This window comes from Candidatus Flexicrinis affinis, assembly GCA_016716525.1.
Taxonomy (GTDB): Bacteria; Chloroflexota; Anaerolineae; order Aggregatilineales; family Phototrophicaceae; genus Flexicrinis; species Flexicrinis affinis.
Genome location: JADJWE010000002.1, coordinates 672,260 through 692,154 on the forward strand (window position 1 = coordinate 672,260; position 19,895 = coordinate 692,154).

A 19,895-nucleotide genomic window follows, 5' to 3' on the forward strand; every position below is an offset into this window, starting at 1 on the left:
CGGGGCGCTGCGTTGGTACGTGAGTTGCGTTACTGGTTACGGCTGGGTGGTCGCCACCAGCGTGTAGTTGACGTAGGCTTGGCCGCCGTCGACAAACACGTAGTAGTAGCCGGTGCCGTACGGCGCGCTGTAGCGATAGGTGATGCTCTGACCGCAGCCGTAACGCTGAGCGTTCTGGCTCGTCCGCGTCAGGTAGACGTACTGCGTGCCGTTTCCGTTGCAGTTGAGCGTGACGGTCACGTTGCGTGTGGCTTCGCCGCCAACCTGCCCGAGGTTGACGCGCATCTCGATCCGGTCGACCGTGTCGCCCGCCGGGCCGGACACGTACTCGCTGAACGTCCCGCCGTTGTTACGGTCGACATTCCACAGGAACGTGTTGCTGTCCGGCGGTGCAGTCGGCGCTTCGGTGGTCGGCGTGTACGACGGGGTATAGGTCGCAGTCGGCTGGTTCGGCTGTGTCGGCGTGTACGACGGCGTATACGTCGAAGTCGCTTGACCGGGCTGCGTGGGCTGGCTGGGCTGAGTCGGTTGACCCGGCTGCGTGGGCTGACCGGGTTCCTGCGTCGCGACCGGGGCTGGCGGGGTCGGCGACGGCTGACCGCCCGTCGAGGTCGTGGGCTGCGGCTGCTGTGGCTGCTGCGGGGCCGATCCGACGGCGACGACCGGCACGCCGCTGCAATTGCCGGTCAGAGTCACGACCTGACCCGCGACCCAACCCGTCTGGCCACCGACGTTGATGGTGAACCACGTGCTGGAGTTGTTGCGTCCGAATACGTCACGCACGCCGTTCGGCTCGATCTGCGCGATCACACCGTAGTTCGTGCCGTCGCCTTGGCGGACGTTGACACCGTTCGGCCCGGCGATCAACTGACAGCCGCCGCTGGAGCTTGACGTGCCCGGCTGGCTCACTTCCGGCGTAGTCACTGGCTGCGGGCTGGTGGACGACCCGGTGCCGGTCTGGGTTTGCGGGCCGGTGATGACCACCTGCGGCGCGCTGGAGCTGTCCGGCGGCAGCAGCACGAGGCTGAACGAACCGCCCGTCGACGGATCGGCCGAGCTGACCACTGCGAACACGTCCCCTGCGCCTTGCGGGATCAGGATGCGCGCGCCTGTGGTCGAGTAGTAGCGCGCGAGCAGGCCGCCGTTGCTGGCGACGATTTCGGCGCGGAAACGCAGTGTGTCGGACGTGACCTGAGATGCATTGCTCGCACCAAGCGAAAGGATAGCCGCCGACTGCGACGCATCTACCACCAGTACCTGCGCCTCGCCACCCGGCGCAAACTGCGCTTGCAGTTCTTCACCGAGCACCATGCGGAACGGTGAGACCACTGGTTGACCGCTGAGTCGCAGCGCATACTCGCCTTGCGCGCCGTTCAACGCGCCGACAAGGATCGAATACGTACCGCCTTCCGGCAGGACCGCCGCGACGCGGGCTGCGCCATCACGACCGACCGTCGAGGCAATCGGAATCTGCGACGGACTGAGCAGCGAGACGGTCGGGTTCAGGCCTTCGGTGAGCGAAAACACGTCGATCGCGACGAGGTCGTTGGAACTGCCGTTGAACACGAGCAGCGAGACCGGATTGGACGCGTCGATCTGCCCCACGAGGCCGGAGTTGTAGAACACCGAGCGGGGCTGCGCAGCTGCCCCGAACGAGAAGGCAGCAATCAGGACGAGGGCGAGTAGTAGGCGGTGCGGCACCCTAAGGCGGCGCTTGGACGTCGAACGGTACGATGCTGCGGTTGACATACTTCCTCCCTGATTTTGTTGCGTGTGTTCGTAGAGCGATGATAAGGCGACGTCAAAAATGAACGTTTCCTGAGCGCATTGTAACATGAATGGCAGATGAGACTCCCCATCTGCCCTACGGCTGCACTACGCTCAACGTGACGACCAGCGATGGCAGTTCGGGATGAGCACGCAGGAACGCTTCGACATCCGCCTGTCGCTCGCCGGTGCGCTCTCCATCGGCGACTTCTACGCCGCTAATCAGCAGCGCAACGCGATCCTGCTGCGCCAGTGTCGGCCAGTAGTCGGCCAGTGCATCGAGGTGATGATGCACGTAGGACTCCAGCGTCGCTGAGCGTTCGTCCCAGTTCGCCAAATCCAACACGACCGGCAGCGGTTCAGCGGGGTCGGTCAAGGCGCGCTGCATCTGCGCTTCGAGCGCCGCCCAGATCACGGCGGCGGCTTCGCCCGCACTGTCCGCCTCGACGATCGCGCGGCCCATCGCCTGCCACACATCGCCGGCGGTCGCGACTGGATGCTCGGCGGCATCTTCGCGTCGTACTTCGAACATCGCGTCGACCGGCAGCGTTGCCCAGCGCACGCGCTCGTCGTCCATGTCGGTCTTGCCGCGTTCTTCCATGTTGTTGAACACGAGCGCAAACTGGCGCTGGATAAACTGCAGCTCGTCGGCACGGCTGACCGGCGATCGCATCATCGGGGCAGCGTGCGGCGCCATCGCCCCGGCTTCGGGTTCCGGCACATCGAGCAGCTCGCTGGCCTCAGCCTCGTCGGCTTCCGCCTCTTCAGCCGCAGCCTCGTGTGGCTTCGGTTCCGCGCCGCCAAGATCATCCTTCTCGCGCTTGCGCCGCGGCGCAGACGGCTCGGCTTCCGGCGCCGCCTTCTTCGAGTCGCCACTGAACAATTCGCCAAGCCGGTCGAGAATGCCACCAAGCATCCCTCCCGGTCCGCCCGAGCTTGAGCGGCTCGCTGGCGGCGCTTGAGGCTGAACGACCGGCGCAGGGGCGGCTTGTGGCGGAGGCACAGGTGAAGGTTGGCGCGGCAGTTCCATGTCGCCCGGCGGCATTTCCACCTGCGCCACAGGCAGCACGGCCACCAGCTCGCGCAATCCGTCGGTGTAGTTTTCGTGCAGCATGATCACCTGCCGGTCGATCATCTGGAATGGGATGTCCGCTTGGCGCGCCATCGCCGGAAAGATCGCTTTGCCGAGGTTTTCGGCCAGCAGGTACTCGCGCAGCACCCAGCGGCTTCCGTTGGCGTCCGGGCTGATGAGCGTGACGAATGCGTAGCTGTTGCGGATGCCGTCGGCGATCGACTTGACCCACGCGTCACCGCCCTTGATGCTGACGGTATCGATCCAGATGGCGTGACCGGCATTCTGCAAGTCGGAGATCAACGTCATCGCGAAGTCGTCGTCCGCGTGTGCGTAACTAATGAAGACGGTCGGCGTGCGCTCATCCTCGGGCGTCTCGATGGTTTGCAGCGGCTTCGACGGGCGCTGCACGGGCACCACCGGTTTGGCTGTCGTCGTCGACTTGGGGTCGCCGGTACACAGCGGGTCGAGCAGCGTCACCAGCGAGTCGATCTCACCGTGTGCCGGTTCGGGCGATCCCAGCTTCACGGCGCTGAGCAGGGCCGCTAGCGCGTGCGTTTTGCGCCCGGGCAGACAGGCGGCGTTGAGCAGCGCGGTAATGGTGCGCGTGACGGTGACGATTGGCGCGCCTTCCACCATGCGCAGGTCATGATACAGGCGTGGGTCGCTCAAGAAGAAGGCTTGCGCTAACCATGCCTCGCGTTCGTCGGCGGCGCTGAAGCGCGGCAGCAGAATGCGGGTGGCGCGAGGGAGAAAGTCAGGCGGAAGTGCGTCGATCATCGGTTATCCGTAGGGCACGTCGGTCGGGCGCGGGTCTGCGGCGGACTCTGGAAGAGATCGCGTCATCTTGGCGGATGCTGCATTCTCAAGAAATCTGAGAATAATATAAACATGATGGACGCAATCGCACAACGCGGGGCGTGAGCATGGCTCGTGACCGGCCGCGGGATGGGAAACCATGAGCGAAAACGAACGCAGCAGCAACAACAAAGCGCGTCAGCCGTTGAACGCGCGCACTCGCCAGCGCGGCCTGTATGGACAGATTACCACTGTCCTGCTGCGCCCCGCCCTGTTCTTCCGCACACTGCTCCCGGCCGGCGAAACGCGCCAGTGGCTGTGGGCAGCGCTGATCGTGTTGGCCGCGATCGGCATAGCCACCGTGCGCTATGCCGCACTTGCCGGTGACGCATCCGGCGACAGCGGCATCGTCGCACCGATGCCGATTGACCCCGGTTTCGGCGGGGACGGTGGAATCCCGCCCTCCGGCCCGGACTTTGGCGGCATCCCCCCGGGCGGCATTCCCGATCCCGGGGCGCAGCCAACCGGCGCAGAGACCACGGTCACTGAGGACCTCACGACCGCCCTGCTCGCAGCCAGCAGCATCATGCTGGGCTGGCTCATCCTGACGCTCATGCTGATCGTCGTGCCGATGCTGCGCGGACGAGCGCCGCGCCTCGGCATGAATCTGCAGATCGCCGTGTGGTCGAGCCTGCCCCTGGCCGTAATGGCGGTGATCCAGTTGATCTACTACGCAGCAGGCGGCAACCCCGGCGCCCCCGGAATCGAAGGCGTCGTTACAGGTCTGCCGGAATTCGCCACGTGGGAACCGACTGTGCAGGCGCTGGCGATCTCGCTGGCCTCACGCTTCACGATCTTCTGGCTGTGGAGCCTGCTGCTGGTCTACTTCGGCATTCGCTTCAGCCTGAACGGCTGGCGGATTGTCGCATTCGTCATCGTTCTGCTCTGGGCGGTGATTCAGGTCGGCGCACCGGTGCTTACCGGCGCCATCGCAGCGCCTGAGCCTGAGATGATCGATGCACCGATCGACATGCCCGGCGGCGAAATGATGCCGGGGGACATGGAGCCGGGAATGCCCGGAGACCTCGGCATGCCATCGGACATGGGCGACGGACCGGTTGATGCCCCAGCGGGTGACGGCGCTTCAGATATGCCAACCGAGGGCACACCGGCAGATGTGCCGCCGGCGGGTGACGAGGCCGCGGCCGAGGCGACGCCTCAGCCATGATCGAGCATGACGCACACCCGCTCGTGATTGCCGAGAACCTGCACAAGCAGTTCACCATCGGCGAGCAGGTCGTGCAGGCGCTGGACGGCGTAAGCCTCGAAGTCCCGGAAGGGCAGTTCATCGCCATCATGGGGCCGAGCGGCTCGGGAAAATCCACGCTGCTCTATGCGCTCGGCGGCCTGGACCGGCCAACGTCCGGCGCAATCGAGATCGCCGGCCACCGGCTCGACAGCATGAGCAGCGAGGAACTGGCACACTTCCGGCGCGACACGTGCGGGTTCGTCTTTCAGGCGTTCCATCTCGTGCCGACGCTCACGGCGCTGCAAAACGCGGCGCTGCCCGGGGTGTTTAGCCGAATCCCGACCGAGGAGCGTGAGGACCGCGCCGCCCGCCTGCTGGACGCGCTGGGCATGGGCGACCGGCTTGATCACCGGCCCAACCAGCTCTCCGGCGGGCAGCAGCAGCGGGTGGCGATTGCCCGTGCGCTGTTCAACGATCCGCCGCTGATTATGGCTGACGAGCCGACCGGCGCGCTGGACAGCAAGATGGGGCGCACGGTGATGACTATGCTGCGAAGGCTGTGCGACCGGTTTAACAAGACCCTACTGATCGTCACCCATGACCCTTCGGTGGCCGCGTATGCCGACCGGATCGTCATGCTCCACGATGGCAAAATCGTTGAAGACCGGCTGCAAGCGCCGGAGGAGCGGTACATCAATGCGTAAATACACTCGTCTGCTGGCACTTGCCGCGATCGTGACCCTCATCATCGCGGTGTGGCCAGCGGTACAAGCACAGGACTCCGAGCAACAGCCCCGCACGACATCGGTGCAGCGCGTCGAGCCGCGCTCGCTGCAGACCGGCGTCGGCGGCAACATCTCCGTTTACGGGTCTGGCTTCACCGAGGACTCGGTCGTGCGGCTCAAGGGTGTCGGTCTGCTGAGCACGACGTTCGTCAACGCGCAGGCACTGATGGCAGTCGTGCCCGGTTCGGTGCCGCCCGGCGAGTACACCGTCGAGGTGCGCGACCCGGTCAGCGGCGACAGCGCATGGGATCGCACGCTGACGATCACGGCCGGGCCGCAGCCCACACCGGAACCCTTGCCGACCAACGCGCCGATTCCGACCCAGGAACCGGCCCCGCTGCCGACCCCGCAGCCCGGTGAACCGCGCCTGACCGCGCGCAGCTACAATGTCACGCCCGGCGTGATCAGGCCCGGCGATGGGCTGGCCGTGACGTTCGAGCTGTTCAATCAAGGCAATCGAACGGCACAGAGCGTCGTCGCGCGGCTTGACCCCGCCGGCAAGTTCCTGCCCAGCGGCGGCTTGGCGGCGCTCACGCTGCCGGACATTCAGCCCGGCGGCACGTTCCTCGTAACTCTCACGGCGATTGCTGCGCTGGACCTGACAGGCGGGCCCAACGTGGTCTCGATTTCGCTGACGTACCGCGACTTCGGCGGCAACAACTACGAAAGCACAGCAACGTTCAGTGTGACGGTCGAGGCGCTGACTCAGGCGACGCAGCTTGTCGCCAGCGGGACGTCGACGACTCCGAACCCGGCCCGGCCCGGCGAATCCGTGTCGGTCGAGCTGACGATCACCAACAGCGGAACGGGTATCGCGCGTCAGACGCTGCTGCGGCTGACCGGTACCGACGGCGTGCTGCTGGCTGGTGCGGAAGGCGACAGCTTCCCCATCGGCGACCTGCTGCCCGGCGAGTCGACGACCGTCACCGCCGAAATGATCGTTCGCACCGACGCCAAAGCCGGTCCTCAGCCGCAGCCTTATACCATCACGTACTTGCAGGCGGCGGAAGCCAAGGAGTCGACCGGTACGCTGACTCTGAATATCGCACAGGTCGAAGCGCGCTCGCCGCTCCTCCTGCTCGATTCGTACGAGATCGACGCCGACCAGCTTGCCCCCGGCGACCGCTTCACGCTCACCGCCACGGTCAAGAACGTCGGCAACGGCGCGGCCGATAACGTGCTGGTCACGTTCGGCAACGTGACGGAAGAGCCGTCAAGCGGCTCTGGCAGTGGCGGATCGACCACGACCAGCAGCAGCACCTTTGCGCCGCTGGACACCGGTGGTTCGTTCTTCGTCGGCACGCTGGACGCCGGCACCGGCCAAGCCACCCTGATCCAACCGTTTATCGTCAGCGGCAGCGCCAAAAGCGGCATCTACAGCCTGCCGATCACGCTGACGTACCCCGGCACCGATGGCGACCCGGTACGCACCAGCTTGAGCGCCAGCCTGATCGTCGTCGTGCCGCCTGCGCTGCAGTTCAACGACGCGCCGCTGCCGCCGGAATGGAACATCGGCGAACCGCTGTCGATCGGCGTCAGCTTCACCAACATCGGCAGTTCGGACGTCAATTTCCGCACGGTCGAGTTCACGGCAGAGAATGCCGATGTCATGGACCCGCCGTCGATGTTCCTCGGCAAGATCGCGGCAGGCGATGAAGGGTCGGCATTCGGTACGGTCATGCCAACCGCGCCGGGGCCGGTCACGATCACCGTGACGATGAACTACATCGACGAGATCAATCAGCCGAACGCGATCGTCAAGACGTACACGACGACCGCCGTCGAAGCACCGCCGATGCCGCCCATCGACCCGGGCTTCCCGCCGATCGAGGAACCGACGCCAGAACCGGAGCCCGAGCCGACGTTCGCCGACATGCTCGGCCGGTTCCTGCTCGGTATCCTCGGTCTGGGGAGTTAGTGAGGAGGCAGCACCATGGAACTGCTGCAGCTCGCGTTTGGCAATCTACTTCGCGCTCGCGCTCGCTTCGCAATGACGGCCGGTGGTGTGCTTGTCGGCACCACCGCAGTCATCCTGCTGATTGCGCTCACCATCGGCCTGCAGAACGCGGCCGAGGCGGGCATCGGCAGCAGCACGACGCTGACCGACCTCGACGTGTGGCCGGCGTGGAACCCGAACATCCCGTTCGATCAGGTGCCACAGCTCACGATCGAGACCGTGCGCTCGCTTTGGGAGGTGCCGAACGTGGTGCTGGTCATCCCGTCGGCCAACCTTGAAGGCGGCGGCGAGATGATCGCGGGGGACTACACCGGCTACTCGAGCGGCGTCGGCCTCGATCCGCGCCTGCTGCCCTACCTCGGCCTCACCGTGGCGCAGGGTGAACTCAGCCTGCAACCGGGCGAGGCGATCGTCGGTTCGGAGGTCGGGCGTAACTTCTTCGACCCTCAGGCAGAGGAGTGGTCGCCGGTCGAGATCGATATGTACAACACGCCGGTCAAGATGAAGATCTATCAGTGGTCTGGCGAAGCGCCGGCAGATCGGACTTTCAACCTGAACGTCGTGGCAGTGCTCGCGCCGGGCAGCGCCTACGACTACTCGATCATCATGCCGATCGAAGACGTGATTGAGTTCAACGAATGGACCAATAACAGTGAGTTCGATCCGGAGACATTCATCTTTGGCCGGGTGACGGTCCGCGCGCGCGACCGCGACACGACCAACGGGGTTGCCGAGGCGATCCGCGCAATGGGTTTCGAGGTCGGCGGCATGTCCGACTTCATCAATCAGCTAAACCAGTTCTTCGGGACGATGCGGCTGATGTTGGGCGGAATCGGCGGCGTGGCGCTGCTGGTCGCGGCCTTCGGGGTTGCCAATACGATGACAATGGCGATCCTCGAACGGACCAAAGAGATCGGGCTGATGAAGGCGATCGGCGCGACCGACCGCGACGTGATGACGATCTTCCTGACCGAGGCGGCGTTGGTGGGCCTAACCGGCGGATTAGCGGGCGTGGGGTTGTCGTTGTTCGTGCAGAACATCGTAAATACCGCGCTGGCGAACGCCCCGCAGGGACAGGGCGGCATCAACTTCCTGCCCATCGACCCGAGCCAGCTTCAGGGGAACCTGTTCGTGATCCCGAGCGAGTTGATCGTGTTTGCGGTCACGCTGGCGACGCTGGTCGGCGTGGGCGCAGGGCTGTTCCCGGCCCTACGCGCGGCACGGCTGCTGCCGGTGCTGGCGCTCAAATCGGAATAACGGGCAGCCGGCGGACTCAGTGAAATTCCTTGATTTCGCCGGTTGCAATGAAGATCGCACGTTCGCACATATTGACCGCGCACATGCCGATCTGGTGAAGGTTGTGTGCCGCCCACATCAGCATCTGCCCGCGCTCGGGTGAGATCCCGCTGCGGTCTGCCGGTTGGGTCAGCGTTACGTTGATGGCATCGAACGCATCCACCAACTCCTGATCGCGACGGACGATCGCCTCGGCGGCGCGCGCATCGCGCTCGAGGAATGCGGTGCACGCGTAGCTGGTCATATCGACTGCCGTGGACGCCATCTCACCGATCAAGGCGTAGACTGACGCCGCATCCGACGTGTCCTCAAGTCGCTTCATGCGTATCACGAGATGCGCGACATTGGCAGCATAGTCGCCAATCTGCTCGAGTGCCTGCGTCACAAGAATGATTCCGACGACACGGCGAACGTCAGAAGCAGACAGCGTCTGCCCGCTCAATATCGAGTAGGCATACTCTTCGATGTCGAACCGCAGGGTGTTGAGCTGCGCATCGCGGGCGCCGACATCGCGGGCCAGCGCTTCGTCCTGTTCAGTCATCGCCTTCAAACTATTGCGAATGGCCCCAGTGACCTGTTCACAGAGCGAAATTACACGGTCACGCAGTGTCTGCATCGCAGAACTCCTCAGGTGAAGTGTTGTAAAACAACGTGCTGCGGACGAGGTTGTCCGCAGCACGTTACCGAGGGAGGAGGTTGTCTTACGCCGTTAGGCTGCGGCGTGACGTGTGCAGAATTGAGAAGTTACCGCCGTTCTAGAAAACCCTATGTTTCTGCACTTCCTTGAACGACGTTGAACACAGTGTAAGCCCTGCGAGGGCCGCGGCGTAGTTACATCATGCAGTTAGGGAGCGTGACATGTGTCATGTCGAGCGCCAATTGGAAGGCAACAAACGTCCGGGTTAACAGGCAAATGGTACCGTTTTCCCCGTGATGGCTGTACATTGCGAAACTTTTCCCGATCCGCACTGTTTTCACCTCTGGAAACACTTTGCGCACCGAAACGGGGGAGACCAATGCGCGTAATGATTCTCGGCGGAGACGGCTATCTGGGTTGGCCGCAGGCCATCTACTTGTCTCAGCGGGGCTATGACGTCGCGGTATTCGACAATCAAGCACGGCGTCACTTCGATCTCAAGCACAGCATCGACAGCCTGCTGCCGATCCGGCACATGCATCAGCGGGTCGAGCGGTGGCAGCAGCTTACCGGCAAGTCCATCGCGGTCTATCACGGCGACATCACCAACTACGACGCGCTGGCCAAGGCGATCGAAGGCTTCGCGCCCGAGGCGCTGGTGCACTTTGCCGAGCAGCGCTCGGCGCCGTTCTCGATGATCGACCGCGAACACGCCTTCTACACGCAGTACAACAACGTGCTTGGCACGCTCAACGTAATGTACGCCATCAAGGACATTGTGCCGAACTGCCACCTCGTCAAGCTCGGCACGATGGGCGAGTACGGCACGCCCAACATCGACATCGAAGAAGGCTTCATCGAAATCACCCACAAGGGCCGTAAGGACACGCTGCCCTTCCCCAAACAGCCCGGCTCGTTCTATCACCTGACCAAGGTGCATGACTCGCACAACATCCAGTTTGGCTGCCGCATCTGGGGGATGCGCGCGACCGATCTGAATCAGGGCATCGTGTACGGCTCCGGCACGTACGAGACCGCGCTGGACGTCGATCTGGCAACGCGGTTCGACTACGATCAAGTCTACGGCACGGCGCTCAACCGCTTCTGCATTCAGGCAGCAATCGGCTATCCGCTCACCGTGTACGGCAGCGGCGGGCAGACCCGCGGATACATCAACATCAAGGACACCGTGCGCTGCATCGAACTCGCCATCGAGTCGGTGCCGGCGGTCGGCGAGTATCGCGTGTTCAATCAGATCACCGAGTGGTACTCGATCAACGAGATCGCCGACAAAGTCCAGCGCGTCGGTGACCGTATGGGGCTGAACGTGCAAGTGCACCAGCTTCCCAACCCGCGCGTCGAGTCGGAAAACCATTACTACAACGTCGTGCATACCAAGCTGCTCGATCTCGGGCTGGAACCGCACCTGCTGAACGACGATGAGATCGAAGGCATGATTCGCCTCGCGCTGCAGCACCGCGACCGGATCGACGAACGGTTGATCAAGCCGACCGTCGACTGGCGCCGCACGGTCAATCAGGTCGATCAAATCGGCGCAGAACAGACCCAGCCTGTCTAGCACGTCGCTGCAAGCACGCCGCAACGCGCGACCGGGACGCCTGCGCATGGCGCCCCGGTCGCGTGTCGTCACACCTCGGGATATTCGCTGATGTACAGCTACGTCACGCTCGTCGCCAACGCCGAGTACGTCATCGGCGCGGTCGCCCTCGCGCGATCGCTGAAGATGGTTGGCGCGCAGGCCCCGCTCACCGTGATGACGACCGGCGACTTCGAGGGGCTGGAGACGCTCGCCGCGCTGGGCTGCACGCTGCTGCCGGTCGAGCCGCTCCCACTTTCCGAAGCGTTCCGTTCGCGCCACGCCCGCGAGTCGATCCATACTCAATCGCCGTATCTCAAAGGCAACAAACCCGCGTTCCACGACCCGCTGCTGAACTTCGCCAAGCTGCGCCTGTGGGAACTTGATCGCTTCGAACGGGTTGTGTTCATCGACGCGGATGCCCTCGTTGTCCGAAATGTCGACCGGCTTTTCGGTTATCCGCAGTTCTCCGCCGCGCCGAACGTGTACGAATCGCTGGCAGATTTCCACCGCCTGAACAGCGGCGTGTTCGTCGCGAAGCCCGACATGCGGACGTTCGAGTCGATGCTCGAGGCGCTGGATGTGCCGGACGCTTATTGGCGGCGTACCGATCAGACCTTCCTCGAGTCGTACTTCCCCGATTGGCACGGCCTGCCCTACACCGACAACACCCTTCAGTACGTGTGGTTCAACTTGCCGCAGTTGTGGCACTGGAGCAGCATCCGGCTCATCCACTATCAGTATGAGAAGCCGTGGGAGCCGAATCACCCGAAGCGCGATGCACTGGGGCCGCTGGTTGACCTGTGGTGGAGCGTGTACGAGACCGGCCGACTGCCGGAACACCTTCCCGAGCCGCCCGGGTCTGCTGCCTAACAAGACGTCCCAATACCCGCGATCATCGTCGGCGGCGCTGTGGACCGCCAGCCGCTAAGGCGATCCATCCCCTTCGATCTCCGCCGGCGGCGTATGGGTCGAGGGCGGCGGCGCAGCATGCGGCAGGTCGGCGCGCAGGGTCGAGCCGTGGCCCGGGGACGAGTCGATCGTCAAGGTGCCGCCGAGGCGTTCGACGCGGCTCGTCATGTTGTCGAGACCGCGCCCGCGCTTTACGGTCGCCGGATCGAACCCGATACCGTTGTCGGAGATGGTCAATTCGCTGCTCTGACCGCTGTCCACCAGTTCGATGTACACTTCGCTGGCGCGGGCGTGGCGCGCGATGTTGGAGAGCATCTCGCGCGTGAGCTGCACCAGAACATGCACCTTGTCCTCGGTCAAATGCGTCAAGCCGGGTTGGATGTCGCTGACCAAACGCGCCGTCGAAACACTGCGGAATCCGTCGAACACTTCTTTGAACTGATCGCCCAACGTCACGGCATAATCTACACCACGGTTGAGATCGCGGATGTACATGCGGAGGTCTTCGATCACGCGGTTGAGCTCGTTGGTCGCACTTTGCAGCTGCTCGGCGACCTCGTCGGGCGGGTTCTGCGTCCGTCGGGCGATGTCGAGGCGAATGCCGACCGAGAAGATCTGCTGGATGATGCCGTCGTGCAGTTCCATCGCGATGCGGTCGCGTTCCTCGATGATCGCCAGCTTGCGAAGCTGTTCGTTGAGGCGCGCGTTCTCGATGGCGACGGCAGCATGCCCTGCCAGCATCGTCACAAGGCGCTCGTCCTCCTCGTTGAACGGCTGATTGTTCAGCCGGTCGCACAGGTACAGGCTGCCGAGATGTACGCCTTTCGAGATGATCGGCACGCCGAGGAAGCTGGTCATCGCCGGATGCCCGGCACAGAACCCGGCCGATCGGGGGTCCTGGTGCAGGTCTTCCAGGCGAATCGGGTTCGTCACACGCAGCAGCTCGCGCAGCAAGCCGTGGCCGACCGGCAAATGATCCATGCGTGCGACCTGCCGCTCGGTCATGCCGTAGGTGAAGAACTGGGCGAGCCCGCCAGCCTCGCTCGGCACGCCAAGCGCGGCATAACGCGCGTTGACGAGGTGGGCTGCGATCTCCGCCAAACGGCGCAGCACACGTTCGATGCTGATCTCCGTCGTCAATGCATGCACCGCGTCGTTAAGTGCATCCAACTGACTTCGTGGCGCAAAGGGTCCACTAACCATTACACTATTCCATCTACCAATTCGTTTCGACTGATTGGCGTGATAAGATCATAGCACTCGAGGGCAGCGGTCGTCAGGGGAAGGAGCGCGGATGTCCCAAATTCGAATCGTGGTGGCGGACGACCACGAAGTGGTGCGCATGGGCATCAAGGCGATGATCCAGCAGAATCCAAGCATGGTCGTCGTCGCAGAGGCGGACAACGGCGAGGATGCCGTGAAACAAGCGCTGAAGCACCGGCCCGATGTCGTCGTCATGGATGTCCGGATGCCGTCGATGGGTGGCATCGACGCCTGCAAGCAGATTACCGAGCGCGCGCCGGAAGTGCGTGTGGTGATGCTGACGACGTTTGCCGAAGACGATCTTCTGTTCGCCGCGATTCGCGCCGGTGCGGCGGGCTACGTGCTCAAGCGCATCGGCAATGACGACCTCGTACGGACGATTGAACAGGTCGCGCGCGGGGAATCGGCGATTGACCCAGCGATGGTGTCTTCGGTCTTTCGTGAGGTCGCGCTGGCCGAGAAGCAAAAGGAAGCGTCGGTGTTTTCCGACCTGTCCCCGCAGGAGCTGCGTGTTCTAGCGGCCATCGCCGACGGCATGACGAACCGCGAAATCGCGGGTAAGCTGTTCCTCGGTGAAGGCACCGTGCGCAACTACGTCAGCAGCATTCTGGGCAAGCTGAGCCTGTCGAACCGGGCGGAGGCAGCCGCATTCGCCGTACAGCACCACGTCAAGGACATCATCGGCTCGGAGTAGGACTCTGTCCGGGCGGCGGCGTTTCGTCACACACTGCCTCGGGTTGAAAGGCGTGTCCGAAAATAGAGAAGGTGTCCATAAGCGCTAGAATCTCTTGCGCCAACAAGGAGATCAGCGATGGATATGGACACCATCTTCACGACATTATACGTACTGGTCGATGACTGGTACAAAGCTGAAATCGCCGAATCGATGCAGCGGCACCGCGGTGGCAGAATGAGAATGAGCGACAGCGAGGTGCTGACCGTTGCGCTGGCGGGGCAATGGCAGGCGGGAATGCCGTGGCGCTCAGAACGGGAAGTGGTCGCTTACGTGCAGCGGCATTTACGCGGTTTGTTCCCGACCATGTTGGGGCGAAGTGCGTTCAATCGGCGGGTGCGGTGTTTGTGGGGTGGCTTTGTGAGGCTGCAACAGCTTGTAGCCGAGCAATTGCGCGGCGCAGATGAACTCTATGAGAGCGTGGACAGCGTGCCTGTACCCAGTCTCAGCAATGGCCAAGCCCAGCGTCAGTCCACCCATTGGACCTGGCAAAGCCGTCGGGGACGAGGCAGCTACGGGCGCTTCGTGTGGGGCGAACGGGTGCTTATGGCGGTGAGCCCTAGCGGCGTTATTCGAGGCTGGATTGCGGCAGGCGCGAATGTGAACGACCGCTGGTTGTTAGAAGCGTTGTTGAACCGACGGGCAGGTGGGGACGCGCTGCACGAACCGAAACAGCGCCCACGGGATGGCAACAAACCACGCACTACGCCGCCTGCAGCCACACATCTGTTTGGCTGGGCTGCAGTAGGCGAAACATTGAGCGGCGATTATCTAGCCGACCGCGGGTTCAATGGGCGGCGTTGGCGGCAGCAATGGCAGCAGGCCTATGGCGCACGCGTGTTGGCCCCGCCGCCGCCTAACGAGCCCGGCACGTGGAGTGCGGCGCAGCACCGTTGGCTAGCCTCGCACCGGCAGATCGTAGAAACGGTGTTCGCCCGCCTGGACAACGTGTTCGGCTTCAAACGGCTACTGGCCCACTCACGGTGGGGACAACTCACCCGCTTAGCCGCCAAAACCGCCGCTTACAACATCGGCCTCTATCTCAACCGCATGCTCAACCGCCCACTTGGCGTCTTAGCCACCCTCTTTCGTTGATTTTCGGACACGCCTTGAAGCCCGAGGCTGCAAAGTTCAAAGCCCGCTAAAGGGGCTGGTTGGGGCAGCGTTTGTGAACGCAACTCCCTAGTTGTGCTGCGCATTACCGCGTCGGAACCCAGCCAATCGGGATATTGGACATGATGCTGGAAGGATCGGTCACCAAAGGAACTGGCTGGCTCCCTGCAGAGTCGAAACGTAGAAACTGGATTTGCTTAACGAATGCTCCGCACGTTTCAGTCGCGTATGGAGTTGTATAGGCGAGAAATGCTCCGTCTGGCGACCAGTCCAAGTCACAGACGGTGACATCAATCGGCGAAACGTTGAGCCGACCGGTGACAGCTGACCGTGTCGCCGAAACGTCGATGGCCCCAACAGGCTCCTGTGCGCCGAAATACTCGTACGCACTCGATCCTATCTGAAACGCCAACCCATCACTCTGCGCATTCCAGCCAACGACGGGCGTAAAACCGCTAAACAGTTCGGTTTCCTCACCCGTGCTCGGGTGATACACGAAGGTCTCGGCGATGCGTTCAACTCCGACGCCGTGGACCGCACTGATGAACAGCGCATTGTGATCGAGCCATTTGGTGTTGTATGCGATCACTAGAAAGCCCTGCTGTTCTTCGATGTCCTGCCGGTACGTGAAGTCGGTCAATCGGCGGACAGACCCCTGCGCAACATCGACGAGATAGACTTCCTTGTAGTGCGCGTACAACAGTCCGTCGCAGTTGGCGACGAAACTGATGTACGTGTCGTCCGGCGACCATGCCAGATAGCACAGTCCGGCTTCCGACGCCGCAAGCACCTCAGGAGCCAGTGCGATTGACGACGACCAGCCTTTTGTAGTGACATCGTACTGATCGAGTCGGGCCACACACTCTGACCGGCACTCGAAGTTTGCCACAGTCAGGTAGCGCGAGTCATTTGACCAAGCAAGGCGCGTGGATTGAATTCCCTCGCGAGACAGGTCGATGACAGTATCGTCTAGGATGGAGTATATAGCTGTGGACGTTGAAACAATTGTGAAGCCGTCGGCCGACCAGTGGCCAACATTGAAAGCAAGATACTTGCCATCTGGCGACCAAACGACATCTTGAGGCGGTCCAAAGAGGAGCGCTGATGGGATGGGCGTAGTAAACACATACTCAACTTCGCGGACTTCTTCTGTGCTCGTGTTTGCGAGCTTTGTCACCTGTTGATGATTCTGCCCCAGAAAAACCGCCACCCATTCGAGACCGACGCTAGGCGCTACACGGATAAGGCCAGCCGTATTCTCTTTGTCCGTAACCGGGATCGTGCGCAGAGTGGCTAGGACAGGATCAGCAATTGTGATGCCGACTTCGCCGTCCCGAGTCCGGTAGGCATACGCGTAAGCATAGGTGTCTTGCGCGTGAGATGCTCCGGGTGCGCCGAACGCAACAAGACAGCAAACCAAGGAGATGAGGATACTAGCAAAGCGATGCCGCGCCATATGTTTCCAATAGAGGCGTGCCGATGCAAGAATTATCGGCTCCGAGTAGGAATCAGTCAGGGGACCGCCGGCCGGGGCAACCGCCGACGATCCCCAAACCTTATTCGAAGAATGCCCTCTACTTGCTGCCCCCCCGCTTCATGGGCGGGATGACCAGCACGGGACACGGGGCCTTGGGCAGCACGTCAGACGCGACGCTGCCGAGGATGACCTTGCCCAGCCCGGTGCGGCCGTGGGTCGCCATCACGATCAAGTCGTACCCTTGTTCCGCCACCGCGATGATCGACTCGACAACACTGCCGGTCACGACTTCCTGGTGGACGGTCACGTCTTCGCGGGTGAAGGTTTCCTGAATACCACGCAGGTATTCCCGTTGTGCGGCGAGCGCCCGGGGGTCGCTCGCGTAGCGGGGATCGGACGCCATCGGCACGGGTTGGCCGATCATGCCGGCCATCACCAGCGACGCCGCCCAATCTTCTTCCAGTACGGACAGTAGGGTGATCTGGCCATCGGGTGCGACGATCTCTTGCGCGTACTTAACCGCCGTCTCCGCGATGTCCGATCCATCGAGAGTTACGAGGATTTTCTTGAATGTCATAGTGTCCTCCTCCGGCACGTCAGGACATCTCTATTATACATCTCATCCTGACTGACCTATGTTTAGTCACAGCATATCCGGGACTACCGTACGGGGCATGTGACGAATTCACCCACGCCTTGCGCAGTTTGTCACTATTGCATAATTTCGGGAACGCGGTACATTCTGTAGTAACGTACGTGCAGCGACAGGACACCGCCATGAGCGAACGACTGAGCACACAAGAGCTTCAGACGGTGTATCAAAGCAACGAGGTTGTACCGCATACCGGTCAGTATGCCCTCGTTGGAGACAAGCCGCCTGAGCGTCGCGTCCGGCAGTCGGGCCCGTTGGAGGAGTACGAACCGGTAGTTGTACACCTCACCAAGGGCGACATCTTCCCGATTCACGAGGGTCGGCTGGTCTGTTGGCGCTTAGCAAGCATTGACGGCACGCCGCACTACGCCAGTTAACAGCCTCCAAACGGCCCGTGCCCCAGCGATGACAGCGTACCCAAGCCGCTGTCGGCCGTTGTGGGTACCACACCAGACTCAGGTATACCGCTGGGGCGGGCCAACATAGCGCGCGCGGGGTGCGATCACGCCGGCGCTCCGCCACTCTGCTCTGAAACTGGAGAAGGCGATCCACCCCGCAGCGCGCCGTTGTCACAAACCCGTTGCGAAACGTACAGCCGCTATCACGCGGCTGTTTTGTTTTGTGCGCACTGCCCAATTGCGCAGCCAAACGTCAGCGTGATCAACAGCGGCGATTCGTCACAGCCTCACGGGTGTAATCTGCCGAGTATGCGCTAGAATGAAAACGACCGGGAAACAGGCGTAATGCACCGACATGACGGTATTGGTAGGGGGGCGCTACCAGCTCGAAGCGCAGATAGGTCAAGGCGGCATGGGAATCGTGCACCGCGCCGTCGATACGCGCACGGGTCAGATCGTCGCCATTAAGCAGCTTCGCCGCGACATCACCTCGGCCCGGCCCGAACTGATCGAACGCTTCCTGCGCGAGGCGGAAGCCCTACGCGATCTCAACCACCCCAATATCGTGCGCGCTTTCGGCACCGTCGTTGAAGGCAAAGAGCACTTCATCGTCATGGACTACGTCAAAGGGCGGGACCTGCGACAGTACTTGCAGCAGTACGGCCGCCTGCCGATCGTCCAGACCGTGCGAATCGGGCTTGAGATCGCCGATGCGCTCACCCGCGCCCACTACCTCAAGATTGTGCACCGCGACCTCAAGCCGGCCAACATCCTCATCACCGACGAAGGCATCCCGCGCCTAACCGACTTTGGCGTCGCGTACTTTACCGGCTACGAGCGGGTCACCGACGTCAGCGTAGCGCTGGGCACGCCGCACTATATGGCGCCGGAGCTCCTGCGCGGCGACCCGCCCGACTACCGCGCCGACATCTGGTCGTTGGGCGTGATCCTATTCGAACTGTTGACCGGGAGCCACCCCTTCCGCGGCGAGTCGATCACCGAGCTGTTGATGAACATCGTCGCCAGCGACCCGCCCGACCTCGAAACGATCCGCGAGGACGTGCCGGTCGCGCTGGCCGACTTGATCTACCGCATGCTGATCAAGGATCACGAAGCGCGCATTCCGAGCATTCGCCTCGTCGGCACCGAGCTTGAACCCATTCTGCAACTGCTCAACCTCGACGGCGGACGCATTACGCCGCTGTCGATGCCCACGGGCCCGTCCGGGATCGTCGAGACAACGACCGACTCGCAGCGCGCGGTGCGCAATAATCTCCCGGCCATGCCTGCCCCATTCGTTGGCCGCGAAAGCGTGGTCGGCGAACTCGTCAGCTTGCTCAACCTGCCCGATGTGCGCCTGCTGACCGTCACCGGCACCGGCGGCGTCGGCAAGTCGCGCTTGGCGGTCGAGGTGGCGCGCCGCATCGCCGAACTGAGCGCCGATACCAGCGATTCGCTGATCGTCCGCTATCCACACGGCGTATTCTGGGTCCCGCTGGCGAACCTCAACCGGCCCGAACTGCTTTCGGGCGCGGTCGCGTCGGCCATCGGACTGCGTTATGCCCCCGGCGGAGACCAGATCGAGCAGCTCACCAACTATTTGCGCAGCAAGTCGATCCTGCTCGTGATCGACAGCGCCGATCAGGCACTGGACGGCATCGGCTTGCTGGCCGACCTGCTCAACGCCTCGCCTCACCTCAAGATCATGGCGACGTCGCGTACCCGTTTGAACTTGATGGGCGAGACGACCTACATGCTGGAAGGGTTGTGGATCGAGCCGGACGCCACACCGGAGCAGATCACCGAGTCCAGCGCGTACAAGCTGTTCCTTGCCAGCGCGCGGCGGGCAAATCCGAACTTCTCGCCGTCAACTCATGACGTACAGAAGATCGCCGACATCATCTCCTCCGTGAGCGGCCTGCCGCTGGGCGTTGAGATGGCGGCAGCGTGGGTCAACCAACTCTCGGTCGATGAGATCGCCGCCGAGGTCGCTGAAAGCCTCGACTTTCTGAGCCGCGACAACGACAACCGTCACGGCAGCTTGCGGGCCGTGTTCGAGCAGTCGTGGGCGCTGCTTTCTGACGACGAGCGGCGTACCGTGACTCGTCTTGCCGTGTTTCGGGGGCGCTTCAGCCGCACCGCCGGGCAAAACGTCGCAGGGGCAACGCTGCGCCAGCTGATGAGCCTTG

Annotated in this window: 16 protein-coding genes; 10 read left to right on the forward strand and 6 right to left on the reverse strand. The window is 62.8% G+C overall.

What is annotated here, in order from left to right; genetic code table 11:
* Nucleotides 1-36 precede the first annotated feature (36 nt).
* Together IPM16_12105 and IPM16_12110 are read right to left on the reverse strand one after the other, a co-directional pair.
* Nucleotides 37-1,749, reverse strand: a complete 1,713-nt coding sequence (locus IPM16_12105) for an SH3 domain-containing protein (protein ID MBK9123846.1) — start codon at nucleotides 1,747-1,749, stop codon at nucleotides 37-39.
* Between the two features lie 115 nt (nucleotides 1,750-1,864).
* Entirely contained in the window at nucleotides 1,865-3,619 is a 1,755-nt protein-coding gene (locus IPM16_12110; GenBank protein ID MBK9123847.1) for a toll/interleukin-1 receptor domain-containing protein, read from the reverse strand.
* Between the two features lie 178 nt (nucleotides 3,620-3,797).
* Here IPM16_12110 and IPM16_12115 point away from each other — a divergent pair, with 178 nt between their 5' ends.
* From IPM16_12115 to IPM16_12130, 4 genes are read left to right on the forward strand one after another with little or no spacing between them, the layout of a single operon-like run.
* Nucleotides 3,798-4,865 (forward strand): YIP1 family protein, encoded by a 1,068-nt coding sequence (locus IPM16_12115; GenBank protein MBK9123848.1) that lies wholly within the window; start codon nucleotides 3,798-3,800, stop codon nucleotides 4,863-4,865.
* Nucleotides 4,862-5,590 carry an ABC transporter ATP-binding protein gene (locus IPM16_12120; protein ID MBK9123849.1) on the forward strand — a complete coding sequence of 243 codons (729 nt, stop codon included), beginning with the start codon at nucleotides 4,862-4,864 and terminating at the stop codon, nucleotides 5,588-5,590. The genes IPM16_12115 and IPM16_12120 overlap by 4 nt, the downstream gene beginning before the upstream one ends.
* Complete coding sequence (locus IPM16_12125; GenBank protein ID MBK9123850.1) at nucleotides 5,583-7,589, forward strand: IPT/TIG domain-containing protein; 2,007 nt, start codon at nucleotides 5,583-5,585, stop codon at nucleotides 7,587-7,589. The genes IPM16_12120 and IPM16_12125 overlap by 8 nt, the downstream gene beginning before the upstream one ends.
* A 15-nt stretch (nucleotides 7,590-7,604) precedes the next feature.
* Nucleotides 7,605-8,885: an ABC transporter permease gene (locus IPM16_12130; GenBank protein MBK9123851.1), complete on the forward strand. Its 1,281-nt coding sequence runs from the start codon at nucleotides 7,605-7,607 to the stop codon at nucleotides 8,883-8,885.
* A gap of 16 nt (nucleotides 8,886-8,901) precedes the next feature.
* On the opposite strand, the gene IPM16_12135 is transcribed toward IPM16_12130, so the two are convergent.
* Nucleotides 8,902-9,540 carry a hypothetical protein gene (locus IPM16_12135; GenBank protein MBK9123852.1) on the reverse strand — a complete coding sequence of 213 codons (639 nt, stop codon included), beginning with the start codon at nucleotides 9,538-9,540 and terminating at the stop codon, nucleotides 8,902-8,904.
* A gap of 400 nt (nucleotides 9,541-9,940) precedes the next feature.
* Here IPM16_12135 and IPM16_12140 point away from each other — a divergent pair, with 400 nt between their 5' ends.
* Nucleotides 9,941-11,140 (forward strand): NAD-dependent epimerase/dehydratase family protein, encoded by a 1,200-nt coding sequence (locus IPM16_12140; GenBank protein ID MBK9123853.1) that lies wholly within the window; start codon nucleotides 9,941-9,943, stop codon nucleotides 11,138-11,140.
* A gap of 90 nt (nucleotides 11,141-11,230) precedes the next feature.
* A complete protein-coding gene (locus IPM16_12145; GenBank protein ID MBK9123854.1) occupies nucleotides 11,231-12,031 on the forward strand; it encodes a glycosyltransferase family 8 protein in 801 nt (266 codons plus the stop codon).
* Nucleotides 12,032-12,085: 54 nt separating this feature from the next.
* Here the strand turns inward: IPM16_12145 and IPM16_12150 are convergent, their stop codons facing one another.
* Nucleotides 12,086-13,273 (reverse strand): GAF domain-containing sensor histidine kinase, encoded by a 1,188-nt coding sequence (locus IPM16_12150; protein ID MBK9123855.1) that lies wholly within the window; start codon nucleotides 13,271-13,273, stop codon nucleotides 12,086-12,088.
* Between the two features lie 91 nt (nucleotides 13,274-13,364).
* Here IPM16_12150 and IPM16_12155 point away from each other — a divergent pair, with 91 nt between their 5' ends.
* The gene (locus tag IPM16_12155) at nucleotides 13,365-14,027 is read left to right on the forward strand and encodes a response regulator transcription factor (GenBank protein ID MBK9123856.1); all 663 of its coding nucleotides are present in this window, start codon (nucleotides 13,365-13,367) and stop codon (nucleotides 14,025-14,027) included.
* Between the two features lie 117 nt (nucleotides 14,028-14,144).
* Complete coding sequence (locus IPM16_12160; GenBank protein MBK9123857.1) at nucleotides 14,145-15,161, forward strand: hypothetical protein; 1,017 nt, start codon at nucleotides 14,145-14,147, stop codon at nucleotides 15,159-15,161.
* Nucleotides 15,162-15,264: 103 nt separating this feature from the next.
* Here the strand turns inward: IPM16_12160 and IPM16_12165 are convergent, their stop codons facing one another.
* The gene (locus IPM16_12165) at nucleotides 15,265-16,038 is read right to left on the reverse strand and encodes a hypothetical protein (GenBank protein ID MBK9123858.1); all 774 of its coding nucleotides are present in this window, start codon (nucleotides 16,036-16,038) and stop codon (nucleotides 15,265-15,267) included.
* Between the two features lie 715 nt (nucleotides 16,039-16,753).
* A complete protein-coding gene (locus tag IPM16_12170; GenBank protein ID MBK9123859.1) occupies nucleotides 16,754-17,233 on the reverse strand; it encodes a universal stress protein in 480 nt (159 codons plus the stop codon).
* Nucleotides 17,234-17,433: 200 nt separating this feature from the next.
* Here IPM16_12170 and IPM16_12175 point away from each other — a divergent pair, with 200 nt between their 5' ends.
* The gene (locus IPM16_12175; GenBank protein ID MBK9123860.1) at nucleotides 17,434-17,685 is read left to right on the forward strand and encodes a hypothetical protein; all 252 of its coding nucleotides are present in this window, start codon (nucleotides 17,434-17,436) and stop codon (nucleotides 17,683-17,685) included.
* Nucleotides 17,686-18,061: 376 nt separating this feature from the next.
* A partial coding sequence (locus IPM16_12180; GenBank protein MBK9123861.1) for a protein kinase occupies nucleotides 18,062-19,895 on the forward strand: 1,834 nt, incomplete at its 3' end.

Bases quoted from the DNA above. Each gene is read 5' to 3' on its own strand.
- IPM16_12105 (MBK9123846.1), bottom strand. From the start codon at position 1,749: ATGTCAACCGCAGCATCGTACCGTTCGACGTCCAAGCGCCGCCTTAGG.
- IPM16_12110 (MBK9123847.1), bottom strand. From the start codon at position 3,619: ATGATCGACGCACTTCCGCCTGACTTTCTCCCTCGCGCCACCCGCATT.
- IPM16_12115 (MBK9123848.1), top strand. From the start codon at position 3,798: ATGAGCGAAAACGAACGCAGCAGCAACAACAAAGCGCGTCAGCCGTTG.
- IPM16_12120 (MBK9123849.1), top strand. From the start codon at position 4,862: ATGATCGAGCATGACGCACACCCGCTCGTGATTGCCGAGAACCTGCAC.
- IPM16_12125 (MBK9123850.1), top strand. From the start codon at position 5,583: ATGCGTAAATACACTCGTCTGCTGGCACTTGCCGCGATCGTGACCCTC.
- IPM16_12130 (MBK9123851.1), top strand. From the start codon at position 7,605: ATGGAACTGCTGCAGCTCGCGTTTGGCAATCTACTTCGCGCTCGCGCT.
- IPM16_12135 (MBK9123852.1), bottom strand. From the start codon at position 9,540: ATGCAGACACTGCGTGACCGTGTAATTTCGCTCTGTGAACAGGTCACT.
- IPM16_12140 (MBK9123853.1), top strand. From the start codon at position 9,941: ATGCGCGTAATGATTCTCGGCGGAGACGGCTATCTGGGTTGGCCGCAG.
- IPM16_12145 (MBK9123854.1), top strand. From the start codon at position 11,231: ATGTACAGCTACGTCACGCTCGTCGCCAACGCCGAGTACGTCATCGGC.
- IPM16_12150 (MBK9123855.1), bottom strand. From the start codon at position 13,273: ATGGTTAGTGGACCCTTTGCGCCACGAAGTCAGTTGGATGCACTTAAC.
- IPM16_12155 (MBK9123856.1), top strand. From the start codon at position 13,365: ATGTCCCAAATTCGAATCGTGGTGGCGGACGACCACGAAGTGGTGCGC.
- IPM16_12160 (MBK9123857.1), top strand. From the start codon at position 14,145: ATGGATATGGACACCATCTTCACGACATTATACGTACTGGTCGATGAC.
- IPM16_12170 (MBK9123859.1), bottom strand. From the start codon at position 17,233: ATGACATTCAAGAAAATCCTCGTAACTCTCGATGGATCGGACATCGCG.
- IPM16_12175 (MBK9123860.1), top strand. From the start codon at position 17,434: ATGAGCGAACGACTGAGCACACAAGAGCTTCAGACGGTGTATCAAAGC.